Here is an 18,416-nt window from a genome sequence, read left to right as displayed (position 1 = left end):
CGCGGGGGAGAACATCGCGTCCCCGCCCGGCCCCACCCCCGAGGACCTGCTCGTGCTCTACCTCGCCGGTCCGGTCGACGACACGCTGGTGGCACGGCTGACCGCCGCCGGAGGCACGCAGCGGTCGGTTAGTGCGTGCCGAGGCCGTTGAGGAAGGTGTCCACGACCAGGTCCGCCGCCTGGGCGGCGTCGATCTCGGGAAACCGGTGAGCGGCGCTGTCCACCAGTTGATCGAGCATTGCCCTCGCCCAGGCCGGCGAGGTGTCTCGGCGTAGATGACCTTCGTCGAGCGCGCGCTGGATGAAGGCGTCCAGCCGCGCGCTCTGTTCCTGGCGGCGGGTGCTGGCGGCGGGGTCCTGCTGCATCTTGATCCGCGTGTCGACAGGCCACTCGCGGCTCACCGGGATGATGCCCTCCACGTAGCGGTGCAGCGCGACGGCCACGGGTGCGGCCATCAGCCGCGCCTCGTCGAGGACTTTCTCTGAAGAGTCGAGTTTTGCCTGGAAGACTGCGCTGAGTAGAGCTTCACGCGTGGCGAAGTGCCTATGCACCGTGGTGCGGTCCACGCCCGCCGCGCTGGCGATGGCGGACATCGAGGTGCCAGGGTCCTCAGCCAGGAGCCGAGCTCCGGTGCGCAGGACCGCGGCGAGGTTGCGTACGGCGTCGGCTCTCATGATGCTGCGGAGCATACCACCCAGGGTGGCACTTGTCTCCGTAATAACTGCGACATCGACGTGGTAGGAAGAATTACTGCTACAGTCGTGTTGCAGATATGCGACGAGCTTCCACACCGTCCCCGTGGTGTCACGGCGGGCCGCGAAGCGCTCATGAGAAAACTGGAGGAGTGAGATGGCAAGGACGTGGCTTATCACCGGCGGCTCCCAGGGTCTGGGCAAGGCCTTGGCGCTGGCGGCGCTCAAGGCGGGCGACCAGGTGGCGGTGACCTCCCGCCAGCCGCAAACGCTGGCCGGGCTGCAGGAGGCGTTTGCCGACCGGCTGCAGACCCTGCAGTTGGATGTGACCTCGCCGACCTCGGCCCGGGACGCGGTCGCGGCGGTCGTCGACCGGTTCGGCGCGCTCGACGTGGTGGTAAACAACGCCGGCTATGCGACCAGCAACTCGGTCGAGGACTTCCCGGAGGACGAGTTCCGGGCCCAGATCGACGCGAACCTGTACGGGGTGATCAACGTGACGAGGGCGGCGCTGCCGGTCCTGCGCCGCCAGCGCTCCGGACACTTCGTGCAGGTCTCCTCGATCGGCGGTCGGGTCGGGGGCACGCCCGGGCTCAGCGCCTACCAGACCGCGAAGTTCGGTGTCGAGGGCTTCTCCGAAGCGCTGGCAAGCGAGGTCGCCCCGCTCGGGATCAAGGTGACGATCGTGGAGCCGGGCGGCATCCGCACCGGCTGGGCCGCGGGCGCCGCAAGTGCCTCCGGCAGCATGAACCCCGACTACGCGCCGACCGTCGGGCTGTGGCTCGAGCGGTTCGCCGCATACAGCGGCAACGAGCCCGGCGACCCCGCACGGATGGCCGAAGCGATCATCGACATCGTCGGCGACCCGGAGCCCCCGCGGCGCCTGCTGCTGGGCAGCGACGCGCTGGAGATCGCTTTGAGCGCTGAGCAGGCGCGGATCGCCGAGGCCACGAAGTGGGCCCCGGTCAGCCGGTCCACGGATCATCCGGCCGGGTCCTGAGCACGGCGAGCAGGTCGGCCGGGTGTCGCTGACGATCCGGCACCCGCTGCCGTTGTCGGCGTGTGCCGCGCCAGGTGGTCCGTCCTGGACTGCCGGCGCGGCCCGTGCGGGCAGAACTGAACAACCCCGATGGAACGTGGGTGGATCCGATGACGAAGACCTTCTTGATAGCAGGAGCAGCTGGCGGCCTGGGACAGCAGATGGTCGAGGCCGCGCTGCGGGCCGGACACAACGTCCTGGCGGCTGATCTGGTGCCCGAAGCCGTGCCGACGCCTGCCGGTCACGGCGACCGGTTGCGGGTCTGCGCCGTGGATGTGACCTCGGGTGATGCCGCCCGCGCGGCGGTGCAGAGGGCCGTCGCCGAGTTCGGCGGCCTGGACGTGCTGGTGAACAGCGTGGGCCAGCGCATCGTCGGGTCGATCGAGGACATGCCAGAAGACGAGTTCCACCGCAGCATGGAGATCAACTTTTTTGGTGCGGTCAACATGGTGCGGGCCGCGCTGCCCGTGATGCGCAAGCAGCGCTCCGGCCGCATCGTCAACGTCTCGACGATCGGCGGCCGGCGGGCTCAGCCAGGACTGGCGGCGTACCAGTCTGCCAAGTGGGCGCTGGGCGGCTTCACCGAGATCCTGGCCCGAGAACTCGAGCCAGTCGGCGTCCACGCCACTCTGATCGAGCCCGGCGGCATCCGGACCCCCTGGGCGACCGCGCCGATACCCATGCCCGCACTGCACGACGAGTACGACGCCACCGTCGCAAACTTCGTCCGGACCTACAACGACAACCCGGACGTGCAGCGCGGCGACCCAGCCAAGATGGCACAGGTGATACTGCGGCTCGTCGAGGAGCCGAGACCTCCGGTGCGGCTGCTCCTGGGCTCGGACGCAGCATGGCTCGCGCCGCTGATCGCCCAAGCCCGCGCCGGCGAAGACGACGCGTGGCGCGAGGTGACCCTGTCCACGGATCTCGACGGACTCGGCGACTTCGCAGCCACCCCGGTCGCTCAACTCGTACGGCCCTGACGCTTTCCACCCGCCGGGCGGCACCGTTCCCGAACCCCCGGCCCATCACCCTTCCCCAGAAAGAAACATCTCATGATCGTTCGTGAAAAGCTGTACATCGGCGGCGCGTGGGTGACGCCCAGCAACGCCGACCTGCTCGAGATCCGCTCGCCGCACGACCAGTCCGTACTGGGCTTGGCAGCCCAGGCGGCCGACGCCGACGTGGATGCGGCCGTCGCCGCCGCGCGCGCGGCGTTCGACAGCGGGCCCTGGCCGCGCACCGACCCGCAGCAGCGCCAACAGGTGATCCGGCGGTTCAACGCGTTGCGCGAGGCCCGCGCCGACGAGATCGCCGCAGCGATCTCCGCCGAGAACGGGTCGGCGGGCTGGTTCACCAAGATCGGCCAGCCGTTCCTGACCCGCCAGGCCAACGCCTACCTCACGGCAGCCGAGGAGTTCGGCTGGGAAACGATCATCGACCCTTCGGATGCATCGGTCACTTTTGACACCATCGTCAGGCGCGAACCGATCGGCGTGGTCGCCGCAGTAATCCCGTGGAACTCGCCCTACTCCGCGGCAATGGCGAAGCTGGCCCCGGCCCTGCTCGCCGGCAACACCGTGGTACTCAAGGTCTCCCCGGAGAACTCCCTGAGCATGATGATGTTGGCCGATCTGTTCCACGACGCCGGGCTCCCGCAAGGGGTGCTCAGCATCCTGCCTGCGGACCGAGAGACCAGCGAGCACCTCATCTCGCACCCGGACGTCGACAAGATCTCCTTCACCGGCTCGACCCGGGCGGGCCGCCGCATCGCCTCGATCGCCGGCGAACAGCTCAAGCGGGTCAGCCTCGAACTCGGCGGAAAGTCCGCCGCGATCATCCTGGACGACGCCGACCTCGCCGCCGTGATGCAGGGACTGCGTTTCGGTTCCCTGGGCAACAACGGCGAGGCCTGCATCCTGCAGACCCGGATCCTGGCTCCGCGCAGCCGCTACGACGAGGTCGTCGCGGCGCTCAAGGGGATGGTGGAGTCGCTGAAAGTTGGCGACCCGTCCGAGCCGGACACCTTCATCGGCCCCATGATCCGGCCGGACCAGCAGCAACGCGTGATCGACTACATCAAGCTGGGCGTCGAGGAGGGCGCCCGGCTGGTCACGGGCGGTCCCGAGGTGCCGCCGGGGCTGGACAAGGGCAACTACGTCACGCCGACCCTGTTCGCCGACGTCGACAACAGCATGCGTATCGCCCAGGAGGAGATCTTCGGCCCTGTCCTGGTCGTGATCGCCTACGACGACGAGGACGACGCCGTACGCATCGCCAACGACTCCGACTACGGCCTGTCCGGGGGCGTCTGGTCGGCCGACGTCGAGCGAGCCCTGGGCGTCGCCCGCAGGCTGCGCACCGGAACCGTCACCCTTAACGGCTCGCCCATGAGCTTCGACGGGCCGTTCGGCGGCTACAAGGCAAGCGGCCTCGGCCGCGAGTACGGTGCGGTCGGCCTGGCCGGATACGTCGAGCACAAGACGGTCACCCGGCAGCGGTGACACCCGTCGACAGGGCCGGGGACTCGACACGAGTCCCCGGCCCTGTCCAGTTGGGAAAGGCTCCCTGCCCGCCAAAATGTGGGTCAGCTGGTGGTGGGGGGGTGGGGACTCGATCAACCGGACGTCGCGTTCGATCTTGTCGGAGGCGGCAGCGTCGGGAGCCGTGACCCAGGACAGGGGGAGGGGCGGATGGACATCACCGCCGCCGACTGGCTCGCGCCTTGATCGCCTCCATCGCCTCGCCAAATAGGCGCCGCATAAGCGTCCGGGTCGGTAACCAGGCCCACCGCGCACCGTGGCCCCGCCGGGCATCGGTGCGATGGTGGCACGGCAGGACCTGCCGCCTACGACGCGGCCGTGTTCCTGGAGCAGGCCCTGCGACGTCACCGGCTCGGGCTCAGCTTTGTCGGTACGTCCGGTCGGGCTCGGGCTGATGGGAATGTCCCAGTTCTACGGTGAGGCCGACCCCGAGACGTCCGTGGCCACGATCCGCGGTGCGATGGACCTCGGCGTGGACTTTTTCGACACGTCGGACTACTACGGGGCCGCCAGCGCGCGCCCAGGCGACCCCGTGCTGGGATTCGGCCACAACGAAACGCTGCTGGGACGTGCACTACGCGGCCGTCGCGACGAGGCCGTGATCGCGACCAAGTTCTCTGCCCGCCCCCTGCGAGAAGGCGGGAGCGTCTTCGACGGACGGCCCGAGTATGTGAAGGCCGCGTGCGAAGCGAGCCTACGCCGTCTGGGCACCGATCGAATCGACCTGTACTACTACTACTACTACTACCACCGGCTCGACCCGACCGTGCCCATCGAGGACACCGTCGGCGCGATGGCCGAACTCGTCGCAGAAGGCAAGGTCCACGCACTGGGGCTGAGCGAGGTCAGCGCCGAGGTTCTGCGCCGGGCCATGACGGTGCACCCGATCTCGGCGCTGCAGAGCGAATACTCCCTGTGGGAGCGCGGGGTGGAGGCCGATATCCTGCCGCAGTGCCGCCACCTGGGGATCACCCTGGTGCCCTACAGCCCACTGGGCCGCGGCGCCCTCGCCGGTCGATTCGCCCGTGCCAGCACATTCAGCGCCGACGACTTCCGCTCGACCCTGCCCACATTCCAGGGCGACAACTGGTGGCACGGGCAGTGCAGGCTGCCCAGGCCCTGGTCCGATCCACGACATTCGATTGAATAACGCGCTCACTCTGCTCGTGCGGTAGACGCTGTGGAGCCTTGGCTGGCCCGGCCGCTCACCTAAGCGGCCGGGCCAGTCGGCTATCGGCAGCCGGTTTCCGCCGTATTCCGGTCGCACCCGGATCAGGGTGCTGATGTCGAGACGGAGTCATCGTCCCTGTTGCCATTCCTCTGCCGGGGCCTTTACGTGTAACAGGTCTAGAAATGTTGTGCTGGCCGAAGAACAGCACGTCGCAGTCAGGGAACAGGGCGGCGCAGCGCCGCTCGCGACCGGTCGCGGGGCCGGCCTCGTGCACGACGGCGATGCGCAGGCCGTCCAGTTCGGCGCGGGCCGTCTCCGGCAGCCGGGCACGCAGCGCGGGACCGTCGTTGTTGCCGTACACCGCGATCAGCCGTGCGGCCCGCTGTTCCAACGTGTCGAGCAGCGACAGGTCGGCCCAGTCGCCCGCGTGCACCACGACGTCCGCGCCGTCCACCGCTTCCCACAGCGGCTCGGGCAGGTCCCCTGCCCGCGTCGGCACATGCGTGTCCGCCATGACCACCAACCGCATGACGTCCACCCTAAGCCGATCGCCGCAGCGCCTCACGTGCCGCGGCGACGACGTCGGCGGGCAGTCCCGGCCTCGCGCACGCATGATCGATCAGCACCTGCCGGTACGGCGACTCCGGCATCCCTTTCGCGAGTTCGACCAGCTCGGCCAGGTCGGCGGCCGAAGCGGTGAGCCTGGCCCGGTACGCCGCGCGCGCGGCGAGCAGCGTCACCTCGGCCGGCTCATGGTCCAGGCCGCGCTCGGCCCACTCCACCGCCGCAGCGAAGTCGCCCTGTTCTGCCCACAGGTCGGCGATGTCGAGGAACAGCGACCAGTTCGTCGGGTCCAGCCCGAGCGCTCGCTCGAACGCGGCCACGGCGCGCCCCATGTCGCCCAGCCTGCGCCAGGTGCCCGCCCGGACGACCTCGGTGAACATGACCCGTTCGACCGCATCCGCCTGATCGCAGAGCGCGAACGACTCGTCCGTCAGACCGCACGCCCGCAGCATGATCGCCATACGGGCCAGTGCCTCGGGTCGCGGATCACGCGCCGACACCACCGCGATCGCGTGAAACCACGGCGCGAACCGCTCCCGCATGCCGTCGGCGGCCAGGTCGTGCCCGCCGTCCGTGGTGCGCAGCGCGGCCTCGCCCAGCGCGTCGGCGCTCACCGAGGTGAGGAAGCGCTCGTCGGCGAACCAGGGCGCGGCCGCCCAGGCGTTGCGCGGCTCATGGCCCGTGACCGAGCCCAGCCAGAGCACCGCCGTGTCCATGTCGCCGTCGCGGAAGCACGCGTAGGCGTTGGCCGCGTAGGTTCCGGTCGAGGCGGCGGCTTCGAGGAACCGGGCGGCCTCCGCAGGGTGGGACCGACGCAGCTCGTCCAGAGCCTCGTAGGGCTCTGCCGCGTGCGGCTGTCGCGCGATGGCTCGCGCCAGGTGGCCTGCCGCCGCAGCCGGGTCACCGCCGCAATGTGCCAGGACCCGGGCAAGGACGAGGTCGAGGGTCGGTGCGGGCTGCGACATCGCCTGAGGTTAGCGGTGACGATGGAGACTTGTGGGACTGGGGCGTCCGGAGGGGGCCGGGATCGAGGATCGTCCGGCCGGGGCGGCGCGGCCGGGCATAGCCTGGTCGGTGAATGCGCAGGCTGCCTGCCGAAGGAGCCGCAGATGAGCACGTCCACCGGCGTCCAGCCGCTGCAGGGGCCGCCAGCGTCCGGTCTGTTCCAGGGGCGGCGCATCGTGGTGGTCAGCGATGCCGACGCGATCCCGTCCGCGCCGCTGCACGCCCGGCTCGGTCCGCGCGAGGCAGGGCAGGAGGACACGCTGACCGTCATCGAGCTGCCACTGGCCTTCGACGGCACCCCGCCGAGGATGGGCACGATCGCCGCGTCGAACTCGGTGACCCCACCGCCGAGTGTGCTCGCCGTCGACGCCGAGGGCGCGCACGCGTACGTCATCGAGACGCTCGGCCAGCGCGGCCCGGACGCGCACCTGCTCACCGACCTCGACGCCGGGAGCACGGTGCGCGCGTACGCCATCACGGACGCGACCAGGCCGGAGCTGCTGTTCGCCTACCCGGCCGGGCACATGCCGCAGGCCGTGTCGCTGCATCCGCGCGGCGGCCTGCTCGCCCTCGCGGGCGGCGACGTGTTCGCGATCCTCGGGCCCGACCCGCACCCGTCGCTGCGCCTGATTCCGGTCGGGCCGAACGGGTTCGGCGACGCGTTCGTGCTGGTGCCGCGCGGCGAGGACGGCGAGCCGATCGTGCCGTCCTACGTGGAGTGGCATCCCGGCGGCGAGCTGCTCGCGGCATGCTTCCCCTGGCGGGACGAGGTGCGGCTGTATGCCGCGCACCGTACGCCGGAGCTGTGGATCGAGCCGCTGGGGCTGCCGATCAGGACCGGGCGGTTCCCGTTCGAAGGCCGGTTCACCCCCGACGGGCGGCACTTGCTCACCACGGACCTCCAGCGGGGAAGCGACGCCGGTGACGACGTGCCCGAGGGACGGGTGTCGGTGCTGCGTATCGACTCGGCCACCGGAGCGGGGGAGAAGATCGGCGAGGCCGTGGTGGGCCGTAATCCCGGCGGCCTGGCCGTCAGTCGCGACGGCCGCCGCGTGGTCACCTCGAACCTGCGGCTGAGCCACCTGGCGTGGGGTGATCCCCGGTTGGACCGGCAGTGCTCGCTGAGCCTGCTCACCTTCGACCCGGCGACAGGCCGCCTGGAGACCGTCGGCGAGGAGCTGTTCGACGGGCTGCGGCCCGAGGGCGTCGCCTTCGACGCCGACGGCAAGTTCGTCGTGGTGACCGTGTTCGATCATCTCGATCTCGTGCACCGCCGTGGCGAGCTGCGCTTCTTCGAGGTCGACGAGGAAGGCGGGCGGCCGCGGCTGTGCCCGACGTACTACTCGATCGAGGTCATGCGCGGCCCGCACACCGTCGTCGTCGTGTGAGGCGCCGCTTCAGCTCGCCACCGGTGCCGCCGTGCGTGCCGGGCTCGGCGCCTCGTTCAGCGCGTGCCGGCGTACGCCGAGGATGAGCAGGTAGCCGACCATCCAGAACTCGCCTATGGACGCAGGATAGGCCAGCGCCTCGGCGACGGCGGGTGCTTCGGGGGCGAGGTATCTGATGAACGCGCTGACCATGTATCCGACGCCGCCGCCGACGAGGATCCAGCCGAGGGCGCGGGGCATCCAGCCCGATCGCAGCACGCACCAGCCCATGGGGATGAGCCACAGGCCGAAGAACAGCGCGCCGACGCCCCAGAGGCCGTCGCTGACCAGGTACAGCACCTGGACGTTGGCGGCGGCGTCGCCGACCGGGTCGACCGCGACCTGGACCGCGGTGGCCAGCAGGGCCGCGCTCACCAGGCCCACGACCGCGTTGACCAGCCCGAACGCGGCGATCCCGAACGCGGCGAGGGAGTCCGCCGTGCGGAACAGGCGGTGGAACCAGACGGCGGCGAGGGTCTGCATGACGACCATCCCCAGTTCCAGGGCGATGCCCGCGCGGGCGAGCGACTCGTGCGCGACCAGGTTGGCCAGTGTCGCGTCAGGATCGCCGGCGGCGAAGAGCTGCTGCCGGACGACGAGGAAACCGAGCACGCCGGTGATGGCGTTGCCGAGGTAGAACAGCCCGGTCAGCCGGGCGGTACGTGTCAGCGTGTGCATCGCGACCCTCCCATGTAAAGAAAACTTGACACGCCGAAGGTAAAGTAAACACGACATCATGTCAAGAATTTTTGACAGAGAGCGGTTCTATGTGAGGAACTGCGTGGTGGCGGTGCGGATGGCGGCGACGCAGGCGGCCACGGCCGGGTGGTCGCCGGAGCCGCGCCGGTACGCAATCCTGGTCCGACGCCGCGACCCCAGCGGCGCCAGCCGCACCCCGGACGGCGGCTGCACCGCGCCGAGCTGCGGCACCAGCGCCACGCCCAGCCCGGCCGCGACCAGCGCGAGCACGGCCGTGAAGTCGTCGGCGTGGTGCCGGGCCCGCAGCGCATACCCCGCGGCCTGGCAGATGCGCACCGCCACGGCGTGGCACAGGGTGCCCGGCGTGCCCACGATCCAGTCGGCGTCGCGGGCCGCGTGCACCGGGTCGTCGGCGACCGGAAAGCCCTCGGGCACCGCGAGGTACACGGTCTCGTCGAGCAGCGGCACGGAGTCGACGGTCGGGTCCGGCACGACGGGCGCGAGGTCGTAGTCGTGCAGCAGCGCCACGTCGAGGCGGCGTTCGCGCAGCGCGTCGGGCATGGCGACCGGGTCCAGCTCGGTGACCATCAGGTCCAGGGCCGGATGGTCGCGGGCGAGGGCGACCAGCGCCGCGGGCAGCAGGGTGCGCACCGCGGTCGGGAACGCGCCGATGCGCATCGTGCCGTGCAGCCCGGTGCGGGCCGCGGCCAGCGTCGCCGCGGCGGCCTCCAGCGCCGCGAGCACGGTCTCGGTGTGCCGCACCAGCGCGGCCCCGGCCGGGGTGAGGGTGACGCCGCGCCCGGTGCGTTCGGTCAGCGGCACACCGGCTTCCCGTTGCAGCACGGCGAGCTGCTGCGACACGGCCGAGGGGGAGTAGGTGTGGGCTTCGGCGACCGCCGCGATGGTGCCGAGCCGGGCCAGGTCGCGCAGCAGGCGCAGCCTGCGGACGTCAAGCATCAGGTCAGCTTACGGGTCACGTCAGGAATCGGAACTGGTCCTTCCGGAAGGGTTTCGGCAGCATGAGGGCATGACGACACTGCACGGCCTGTACCTTCCCCTGATCACGCCCTTCGCCGCCGACGGCACGGTGGCCCTCGACGCGCTGGAGCGGCTGGCCCACCAGGTGCTCGACGACGGCGCGACCGGCCTCGTCGCGCTCGGCACCACCGGCGAGCCCGGTTCGCTCACCGAGGCGGAGAAGCAGGCGGTCGTCGAGACCGTTGCCCGGGTCTGCCGGGAGCGCTCGGCCCCGCTGATCGTCGGCGCGGCCACGGCCGAGGCCCTAGCGGCACTGTCCGCGACACCGGAGGCGGTGGCGGCGCTGACCGTGGTCCCGCCGTTCGTGCGGCCCGGCGAGGACGGTGTGGTCGCGCACTTCACCCGGCTGGCCGCCGCGAGCCCGGTGCCGCTGGTCGTCTACGACATCCCGTACCGCACCGGGCAGTACCTGACCGCGGGCGCGCTGCGGCGGCTGGCCGCGATCCCGAACGTGGCCGGGGTCAAGTACGCCGGTGGCGGCATCAACGAGGACACCGTCGCGCTGATGGCGGACCCACCGGCAGGCTTCGCCGTGCTCGGGGGCGACGACACGTTCGTATCGCCGCTGCTGGCGCTCGGCGCGCACGGCGGCATCCTGTCCTCGGCGCATTTGGCGACCGCGCAGTTCGCCGAGCTGATCCGCCTGTGGCAGTCCGGAGACGCGATCCGCGCCCGCGCACTCGGCCACCGGCTCGCGCCGCTGTCCAAGGCGCTGTTCGCCGAGCCCAACCCCACGGTGGTCAAGGCCGCGCTGCACGCGCAGGGCCGCATCCCGACCCCGGGCGTACGCCTGCCGCTGCTCGACGCCCACCCCGACAGCACCGCCGCGGCCCTCAAGCAGCTCGCCGAGGTCGGTGGCTGACCTACTGCTGGTCGAGCCGGAACGGGGCGCCGGGACAGGTCGGGCACATGAAGACCCGCAGCGCGCCCCACCGGCCGACGACCACGCCGGTCGGCTCGTCGGCGTCGTAGCCGAGCGAGCCGGGGTCGACGCCCGCCTCCTCGACCGGCCGCCAGCGCGCGTCCTCCGTGCCCTCACCCGAGTCGATGACCAGCATTAGCCGGGTCGGCCCGGCGCAGACCCGGCACGGCGTCGGCAGCAGGTCGCTGAGCTGCCACTTGGCATACCCGCCGACCTTCCAGCCCGGGGCCATGAACGTGTTCACGTAGTCGGGGTGCTTGTCCGCCTGGCCCCGCAGCGGTTCGGGCAGCTCCTGCGGGTACGGGTACTCGACGATCTGCTCGGGGTGCAGGCGGCACGGCCGGGGCGTGTAGTGGTCCTCGCCCACGGCGGAAGCCGGCGGGGTGGCGAGCGGGCCGGTCACGTCGGCCTCGCGCCGCCAGACCAGCCGTATCGTCGGACCCCAGACCTGCTCCTCGTCCTGCGCGTGGTCGAACGGGCACCACAGCACCTGCAGCAGATCCGCGCCGCCCGGCGTGGGCAGGTCGGGCACATCCGCGGCCCGCAACTGGGCGACGGCGAGCATCGGATTGTCGTGCGGCCGGGACACGTACCGGTGACCCACCGTCGGGCCGCCGTTCATGCTGCCGTAGCCGCTGAATCCGGGGCCGACCAGCGCGGCGAGCTCTTCGAGCAGCACAAACTCCTCATCGGTGATGATGTTGTGCTGCGTGCGCCCGCGCTCGGCCGCGGCGAGCCGGTCCAGCAGGTCCTGCGGCAGGGGCACGTCCTCGGAGACCACGCGCGGGTGCGCGCAGACCGGCCAGGGCTCGTCCGCGGGCCAGCGCAGCGGGCCGCCGACGTGGCTGTCCGCCGCGGTCACCGTGCCGGGGCGCGGGTGCAGGCGGGTCGCCGTACGGCCGAACGCCGCCAGCCCGGGTAGCGCGGCGAGGTCGTCGGCGGGCAGGTCGGGGGTGCGCATCGGACTCCTCGTCAGGCGGTGCCGAACTGCCATTCCATGCCGGGGATGTGCTCGCCGGCCTCGGCCATGATCGCCTCGACGGTGTCGCGGCCTGCCGCGGACGGCACCGTGGCGACGGCGAACTGCCGCTGCGGCGGGGCCTCGACGTAACCGCCGACGGACTCGAAGGCCTTGGCCAGCCACGCCATCGCGTGCTCGTCGAGCGGCGGCTCGGCGTACACCTGCACGCTGTCGTTCGGGCCGCGCCGCACCACGTGGAAGCCGCCGGACACCAGCGTCAGCACGTCACCGGCGGCCGCGCCGGTCACCAGGCCGGGGCTGCCGACCAGCTCCACCAGCCCGCCCGGCAGCGCCTTGGCGGGCAGCACCTCGGTGATGAGCCGGCCGTCGGGCTCGGTGGCGGTGAGCCGGACGTGGCCGTACTGGTCGGAGTCGCTTGCCTCGGTCATGGCGAGATCATGCCAGCCGCCCCGCCGCCGGGTAACCCCCGATCGCTGCAGCTTCCTGCACCGCGGCCGGGCTGCGGCACAACCCTGCCACAACCGCGTGACAGCCACGCCCGCGTACCCCTGTGGCCACTGGTTACAGGGAAGGGAAGGTCGTCATGAGACGGATATCCGTGGCGCTCGCGGCGGTGCTGCTGTGCGGCAGCGCGGTCGCGCTGGCCGCGCCCGCGCAGGCCGCCTCGCCTGAGGAGACGGCGATAGCGCGCGCACAGGAGCTGATCAGGCTCAACCCGGAGGCGGTACGGGCCGCCGAAGGTGACCGCTACGAGGTGTGGCGGTCAACGGTCACCCGGACCGGTTTCGCCCACGTCCGGTTCACCCGGCTGTTTCAGGGCCTGCCCGTGGTGGGCGGCGACTTCGTGGTGCACCTGGCGCCCGACGGCGCCCTCGACGGGTTCTCCGTGTCGCAGGACCGGCCGGTCGCCGTGGGCACCGAGCCCCGGGTCACCGCCGCCCAGGCGGCGAGCACGGCCCGTGACGCGCTGCGCGCGTCCGAGGTCGGCACGCCGCAGCTGGTCGTCGACGCGGTCGGCGGCACGGGCCGGCTGGCCTGGCGGGTGCCGGTGACGGCGGCGACGGGTGAGGCCGACGCGCTCGTCGACGCGGTCGAGCCGCGGCTGCTGCGGGCGAATCCGCTGGAGCACACGGCCAACGGCACCGGGCACAGCGTCTACGGCGGCCAGGTGCCGCTGAGCACCACGCAGACGATCTTCGACTACAAGATGATCGACCCGCTGCGCGGCAACTCGAAGACCTGCGACATGCAGCACACGACGGCGGGCCCGTGCGTGACGTTCGCCGACGTGAACAACGTGTGGGGCGACGGCAATCCGGCGACCAACCAGAGCGCGGCCGTGGACGTGCACTACGGCTCGGCCAACACGTGGGACTTCTACCTGAACGTGCTGGGCCGGCACGGCATCTTCGACGACGGCGTGGGCACCGTCTCGCAGGTGCACCGCGGCACCAACTGGGCCAACGCGAGCTGGAGCTCGACGCAGAAGGTGATGCGCTACGGCGACGGCAGCAACGGCCTGCGGCCGCTGGTGTCGCTGGACGTCGTCGGCCACGAGATGTCGCACGGCCTGACCCAGGCGTCGGTGCCGGGCAACCTGACGTACTCGGGGGAGTCCGGCGGGCTCAACGAGGGCACCAGCGACATCATGGGCGCGATGGCCGAGTTCTACGCGGACAACGCCGTGGACACGCCGGACTACCTGATCGGCGAGGAGTTCGACATCTGGGGCACCGGCGACCCGCTGCGCTACATGTACCAGCCGTCGCTGGACGGGATCTCGAAGGACTGCTGGTACAACGGCATCGGCAACCTCGACCCGCACTACTCCTCCGGGGTGACCAACCACTTCTTCTTCCTGGCCGCCGAGGGCAGCGGGGTCACGCCGTACGGCACCAGCCCGACCTGCAACGGCTCGTCGGTCGTCGGCGTCGGCCGGGACCGGGCCACCCAGATCTGGTACCACGCGCTGACGAACTACTTCACGAGCAACGAGACGTTCGCCCAGGCGCGGGCCGACACGCTGGCCGCCACGGCGGAGCTGTACGGCAAGTGTGGCAGCACCTACCGGACCGTGGCGATGGCATGGGCCGCCGTCGGCGTCGGCACCTACAGCTACCCGTGGAAGCAGTGCATCCCGAAGTGGAACCTGGTCTGGGAGGAGTGGCCCCAGCCGCCGTTCCTGGACCCGGGCCCGATCAAGTGGCTCACCAAGGTGCAGGAGAAGGGCACCCTGGAGACCGTCGAGGTCGCCGTCAACCTCACCCACCCGCACCGCGGTGACCTGCGCCTGGAGCTGGTCTCCCCGGCCGGTCGGTCCTACCTGCTCAAGGCCGCGAACGCCGACGACCGGGCCGCCGACCTGACCGAGGTGTACCAGGTGCGCCTGGGCGGGGTCGCCGAGGTCGGCGAGTGGGCGCTGGTCGTCGAGGACGTCGTCAAGGGCGAGCAGAGCCACCTGCGCGGTTGGAGCCTGCTCTACTGACCGAGCATGTGCCTGGCCGCCGGTCGCAGGGCTGGTGGCCAGGCACACAACCTTTCCACAACCCGGCCCGCCTACCGTGCGGGCCATGACTCGTTTCGCGCGCTGGCTCAGCGCATCGGCCCTGGCTCTCCTCGCGACGATCGTGCTGCTGCCGCAGCCCGCCTCCGCCGCAGTCGGCGTCGTGCCGTGCGGCCAGAACTGCCTGGCGCAGGCCCTGGACGCGGTCTGCTGGGAGAAGGAGTGGTGCGCCGTCAAGATCGAGGTGAAGGGCACACCCGCAGTCGGCACCGTGGTGAACTACCGCACCGCCAACGGGACCGCGGCCGCCCCTGGCGACTATGTCGCGGTGCCCTCCGGTGAGGTGTCACTGATCGCCGAGGGTGTCACCCAGTTGCGGATCTTCGTGGCCGGTGACGCGGTACGGGAACGTGACGAGACGTTCGCCGTCGAGTTCGTCGACCGGGACGGGCGCGTGCTGGCCACCGCCACCGTGGTCGTCCAGGATCGCGCAGCGCACTAGCGGTCAGCCGAGTGTGTCGGCCAGCGCGTCGGCTTCGGCGGGCGCGTTGGCCTTGCGGTACAGGTCCACGGCGAGCTGCCACTGCGTGCGGGCCTCGGCGGGATCGCCGTTGCGGCGGGCGAGTTCGCCGAGGTCGCGGGCGATGCAGGCCGCCTCGAAGTGGTCGGGCGCGCGGGCCCGCAGCGCCTGCGCGAGGCGCAGGTATCCGGCCGCCGCGACCAGATCGTCGCGTTCCAGCTGGGTGCGGCCGAGGTTGGCCAGCGCGCTCGCCTCCAGGTGCCGGTCGGCGATCTCCCGGCTGAGCTCCAGCGCCCGGCCGAACTCGTCCAGCGCCGCGCCGTGGTCGCCGCGGCGCAGGTGGGTCACGCCGATCGTGTTGCGGGTGTCGGCCTCGTGGCGGCGGTCGCCGCGGTGCCGGCGTACCGCCAGGGCCTGGCGCAGGTGGGCGAGCGCGGTGCCGAAGTCGCCCAGGGCCGCGTGGGCCTGCCCGAGGCCGCTCAGCGCCGCCGCCTCCAGCCGGGCGTTGCCCAGCTCCCGGGCGGCGGGCAGGGCACGGGCCAGGTATTCCAGGCTCAGCTCGGCACGTCCCATCCGGACGTACGCGTCGCCGATGTTGTTGAGCCCCAGCGCCATCCCGAGCGCGTTGCCGCTCGCCGTGTGCAGGGCCAGGGCCTGCTGGTACGCCTCCACGGCCGCGTCGTGGCGGCGCAGCCCGGCGTGGGCCACCGCGATGTTGTTGTGCACGTGCCCCTCGCCGCGCGCGTCCCCGGTCCGGCGGGTCAGCGCCAGCGCCGACTGCAGCACGTCCAGCGCCTCGTCGAAGCGCCGCGTCATGATCAGGGCGACGCCCAGCCCGCTGCGCATCAGCCCCTCCGCGCCGGGGTCGCCGCAGCGGTTCGCGGCGGCGACGCCCCAGCGGCACAGCTCGACCCGCTCCGCCCAGTGGCCGCGCGAGTCGAAGAAGCCGGTCAGCAGGTAGGTCAGCTGCCAGGCGGCGGTCTGCGGCCCGTGCTCGGCGGCGTGCCGCACGACGGCCTGCATGCCGACGCGCTCGCCGTCGAGGAAGGCCAGCGCGGCGACCGGGTCGTCGATGAACGGCAGCTGCGCGGGCGGGTACGCCGGTGCGGCCCGGACCCGGTCCCGGCCCGGGTCGACGAGCCGGTTCGCGGCGTCGGCGACGGCCAGGTGCCAGTCCACGATCCGGGCTACGGCCTCGTCGCGAGCGGCCGCGGTCTCGTCGGCGACCGCGCACTCGCGGGCGTACAGGCGCAGCAGGTCGTGGTAGCGGTAGCGGTCCGGGGCCACCTCGGCGACCAGGTGCGCGGACACCAGTTCGGCGAGCACCCGCCGGGCCGCGGGCAGGGTCAGGTCCGCCGCCGCGGCGGCCAGGTGCCCGGTGTACGTGGTCCCCGGGTGCAGGCCGAGCAGCCGGAACAGCCGGGCCGCCGGGGCGGGCAGCGCCCGGTACGCCGAGCCGAACACGGTGCGCACGGTGCGGCTGTCGCCGGGCACCGACAGTTCGTCGAGCCGGTCGTCGCAGACCAGCTCCGCGGCCAGTTCGGCCAGTTCCCGGCCGGGCCGGGCGGCGAGTTTCGCGGCGGCGATCCGCAGCGCGAGCGGCATGCCGCCGCACAGCTCGGCCAGCTCGGCCGCGGCGGCGGGCTCGCGGTCCACCCTGGCCCGGCCGAGCACCTGGGCTAGCAGGGCCACGGCCGCGTGCCGGTCGAGGGCGTCCAGCGCGACCGCGTGCACCGCGTGGTGCACGGCCAGCGCGGTCGGCCGGCTGCGGCTGGTGACCAGCAGCAGGCTCGCCGCGGTCGGCGGCACCAGCGGCAGCACCTGGTCCGGCCCGGCCGCGTTGTCGAGCACCACCAGCATGCGGCGTCCGCTCAGCAGCGTGCGAAACAGCGCGGACCGGGCGGCGGTGTCGGCGGGGATACGCCCCGCGGGCACCCCGAGGCTGGCCAGGACCTGCGCCAGCGCCTGCGCGGGCGGCAGCGCGCCGGCCGGGTCGTGCCCGCCGAGGTCGACGTACAGCTGGCCGTCGGGGAAGCGGTGCACGACGGTGTGCGCCCACCGGACGGCGAGCGCGGTCTTGCCCATGCCGCCCGGACCCGCCACGAACGCGATCCGCGGCTGCGGCCCTTCCTGTTCCAGGAGCCGGTCCAGCGCGGACAGCTCGTCGTCGCGGCCGGTGAAGTGCCCCGGGGGCGCGGGCAGCTCGGCGGGCACGGGCTCGGGGCTCGGCAGCGCCGGTGCGATAGCCGCGTGTCCACTCGGCACGGACGACGGTGGTGCGGCTTCCGTCGGCGGGGACGACGCAGGCAGACCCGACTCGGCGACCAGGTCCAGTGCTGTGTCCTCGCGCAGGATCGCGGTGTGCAGCCGTTGCAGGTCGGGGCCCGGGTCGGTGCCGAGTTCGTCGGCGAGGCGGGCGCGCAGCCGCCGGTACGCGTCCAGGGCCTCGGCCGGTCTGCGGCACCGGTACAGGGCCAGCATGGACAGCCCGACCAGGCGTTCGCGGTACGGATGCGTCACCAGCAGCCGCTCCAGCTCGCCGAGCGCGCCGCGGTGGCGGCCCAGCCGCAGCTCGGCCTCCCACAGGTCCTCCTCGGCGCACAGCCGCACCTCGTTGAGCCGGGCCGCCTCGGCGGCCGCCCAGCCGGTGGGCTCCCCGTCGGCCAGCGCGTCGCCGCGCCACAGCGCGAGCCCTTCGCGCAGCTCGCGCGCGGCGGACTCGGGGGCGTCGGCGACCAGGTGGCGGCGCGCGGCGGCCACCCTGGACTCGAACAGATGGGCGTCGACCTCGGTGGCGGGGATGTCGAGCACGTACCCGGCGTGGCGGGTGTGCAGGGCCGCGGGCAGGCCGCAGGCGTCCAGCGCCTGCCGCACCCGGGCGATGTGGCTGTGCAGCGTCTTGACCGCGGTGCGCGGCGGGTCCCAGCCCCAGAGCGCGTCGATGAGGCGGGACTGGTGCACGACGGTCCCGGCGTGCACGGCCAGCACCGCGAGCAGGACCCGCTGGCGTGCGCCGGACAGCGCGGCCGGTCCGTCGAGGCCGGCCGCCTCGATGGGCCCGAGAATGCGCACCCCGGTGGCCCGCGCGAGCGTGGGCGCGGCCGCCGGGCGGGCACCGGTGGCGTTCATCAGATTCCTTCCGTGGATACTCCGGCCTTCAGGCCGGGGAGAAAACGGAACTCCTGCGGAGCAGGACAGGCACAGCCGATCCGCGCTGAGGCGGACCGGCGTCCACCCGTACGCCCGTACGAAACCGCACGGCCGTCCTGTTAGGATTCTGGTCGTGGCCGGGGCGGTGAAGCGCGCGTTCA

Annotated in this window: 16 protein-coding genes; 8 read left to right on the top strand and 8 right to left on the bottom strand. The window is 72.2% G+C overall.

Features of this window, described 5'->3' with window-relative positions; genetic code table 11:
- Window positions 1–128 precede the first annotated feature (128 nt).
- Complete coding sequence (locus AB0B35_RS05240) at window positions 129–689, bottom strand: helix-turn-helix domain-containing protein (protein WP_361040913.1); 561 nt, start codon at window positions 687–689, stop codon at window positions 129–131.
- A 160-nt stretch (window positions 690–849) separates the two neighbouring features.
- Here AB0B35_RS05240 and AB0B35_RS05235 point away from each other — a divergent pair, with 160 nt between their 5' ends.
- The 4 genes from AB0B35_RS05235 (at window position 850) to AB0B35_RS05220 (ending at window position 5,424) form a co-directional block, all read left to right on the top strand.
- Window positions 850–1,692 carry an SDR family NAD(P)-dependent oxidoreductase gene (locus AB0B35_RS05235; protein ID WP_361040911.1) on the top strand — a complete coding sequence of 281 codons (843 nt, stop codon included), beginning with the start codon at window positions 850–852 and terminating at the stop codon, window positions 1,690–1,692.
- A gap of 62 nt (window positions 1,693–1,754) precedes the next feature.
- The gene (locus AB0B35_RS05230) at window positions 1,755–2,714 is read left to right on the top strand and encodes an SDR family oxidoreductase (RefSeq protein WP_361040908.1); all 960 of its coding nucleotides are present in this window, start codon (window positions 1,755–1,757) and stop codon (window positions 2,712–2,714) included.
- A 72-nt stretch (window positions 2,715–2,786) separates the two neighbouring features.
- Window positions 2,787–4,235, top strand: coding sequence for an aldehyde dehydrogenase (locus AB0B35_RS05225; protein WP_361040905.1), 1,449 nt, complete (start codon window positions 2,787–2,789; stop codon window positions 4,233–4,235).
- A gap of 319 nt (window positions 4,236–4,554) precedes the next feature.
- Entirely contained in the window at window positions 4,555–5,424 is an 870-nt protein-coding gene (locus AB0B35_RS05220) for an aldo/keto reductase (protein WP_361040903.1), read from the top strand.
- Between the two features lie 55 nt (window positions 5,425–5,479).
- Here AB0B35_RS05220 and AB0B35_RS05215 read toward each other — a convergent pair whose 3' ends face one another.
- Complete coding sequence (locus AB0B35_RS05215) at window positions 5,480–5,974, bottom strand: YfcE family phosphodiesterase (protein WP_361041557.1); 495 nt, start codon at window positions 5,972–5,974, stop codon at window positions 5,480–5,482.
- A 10-nt stretch (window positions 5,975–5,984) separates the two neighbouring features.
- Complete coding sequence (locus AB0B35_RS05210) at window positions 5,985–6,974, bottom strand: tetratricopeptide repeat protein (RefSeq protein ID WP_361040900.1); 990 nt, start codon at window positions 6,972–6,974, stop codon at window positions 5,985–5,987.
- Window positions 6,975–7,118: 144 nt separating this feature from the next.
- On the opposite strand from AB0B35_RS05210, the gene AB0B35_RS05205 reads away from it, so the two are divergent.
- On the top strand, window positions 7,119–8,402 hold the full coding sequence (locus AB0B35_RS05205) for a hypothetical protein (RefSeq protein ID WP_361040897.1): 1,284 nt from the start codon (window positions 7,119–7,121) through the stop codon (window positions 8,400–8,402).
- Between the two features lie 9 nt (window positions 8,403–8,411).
- On the opposite strand, the gene AB0B35_RS05200 is transcribed toward AB0B35_RS05205, so the two are convergent.
- Window positions 8,412–9,119 carry a DUF4386 domain-containing protein gene (locus AB0B35_RS05200; protein ID WP_361040895.1) on the bottom strand — a complete coding sequence of 236 codons (708 nt, stop codon included), beginning with the start codon at window positions 9,117–9,119 and terminating at the stop codon, window positions 8,412–8,414.
- An 87-nt stretch (window positions 9,120–9,206) separates the two neighbouring features.
- Window positions 9,207–10,097 carry a LysR family transcriptional regulator gene (locus AB0B35_RS05195; protein ID WP_361040893.1) on the bottom strand — a complete coding sequence of 297 codons (891 nt, stop codon included), beginning with the start codon at window positions 10,095–10,097 and terminating at the stop codon, window positions 9,207–9,209.
- A gap of 70 nt (window positions 10,098–10,167) precedes the next feature.
- Here AB0B35_RS05195 and AB0B35_RS05190 point away from each other — a divergent pair, with 70 nt between their 5' ends.
- Entirely contained in the window at window positions 10,168–11,040 is an 873-nt protein-coding gene (locus AB0B35_RS05190; RefSeq protein WP_361040891.1) for a dihydrodipicolinate synthase family protein, read from the top strand.
- Window position 11,041: 1 nt separating this feature from the next.
- Here AB0B35_RS05190 and AB0B35_RS05185 read toward each other — a convergent pair whose 3' ends face one another.
- Window positions 11,042–12,061 (bottom strand): hypothetical protein, encoded by a 1,020-nt coding sequence (locus AB0B35_RS05185; RefSeq protein ID WP_361040888.1) that lies wholly within the window; start codon window positions 12,059–12,061, stop codon window positions 11,042–11,044.
- Between the two features lie 11 nt (window positions 12,062–12,072).
- Window positions 12,073–12,510 carry a DUF4265 domain-containing protein gene (locus AB0B35_RS05180; RefSeq protein WP_361040886.1) on the bottom strand — a complete coding sequence of 146 codons (438 nt, stop codon included), beginning with the start codon at window positions 12,508–12,510 and terminating at the stop codon, window positions 12,073–12,075.
- Between the two features lie 155 nt (window positions 12,511–12,665).
- On the opposite strand from AB0B35_RS05180, the gene AB0B35_RS05175 reads away from it, so the two are divergent.
- Window positions 12,666–14,567, top strand: a complete 1,902-nt coding sequence (locus AB0B35_RS05175; RefSeq protein ID WP_361040883.1) for a M4 family metallopeptidase — start codon at window positions 12,666–12,668, stop codon at window positions 14,565–14,567.
- Window positions 14,568–14,652: 85 nt separating this feature from the next.
- Window positions 14,653–15,087, top strand: coding sequence for a Calx-beta domain-containing protein (locus AB0B35_RS05170; RefSeq protein ID WP_360525705.1), 435 nt, complete (start codon window positions 14,653–14,655; stop codon window positions 15,085–15,087).
- Between the two features lie 3 nt (window positions 15,088–15,090).
- On the opposite strand, the gene AB0B35_RS05165 is transcribed toward AB0B35_RS05170, so the two are convergent.
- Window positions 15,091–18,234, bottom strand: a complete 3,144-nt coding sequence (locus AB0B35_RS05165) for a BTAD domain-containing putative transcriptional regulator (protein ID WP_361040880.1) — start codon at window positions 18,232–18,234, stop codon at window positions 15,091–15,093.
- Window positions 18,235–18,416 lie beyond the last annotated feature (182 nt).

Source organism: Catellatospora sp. NPDC049133 (genome assembly GCF_040648455.1).
GTDB lineage: Bacteria > Actinomycetota > Actinomycetes > Mycobacteriales > Micromonosporaceae > Catellatospora > Catellatospora aurea.
This window is presented reverse-complemented; position numbering and strand designations above follow the sequence as displayed.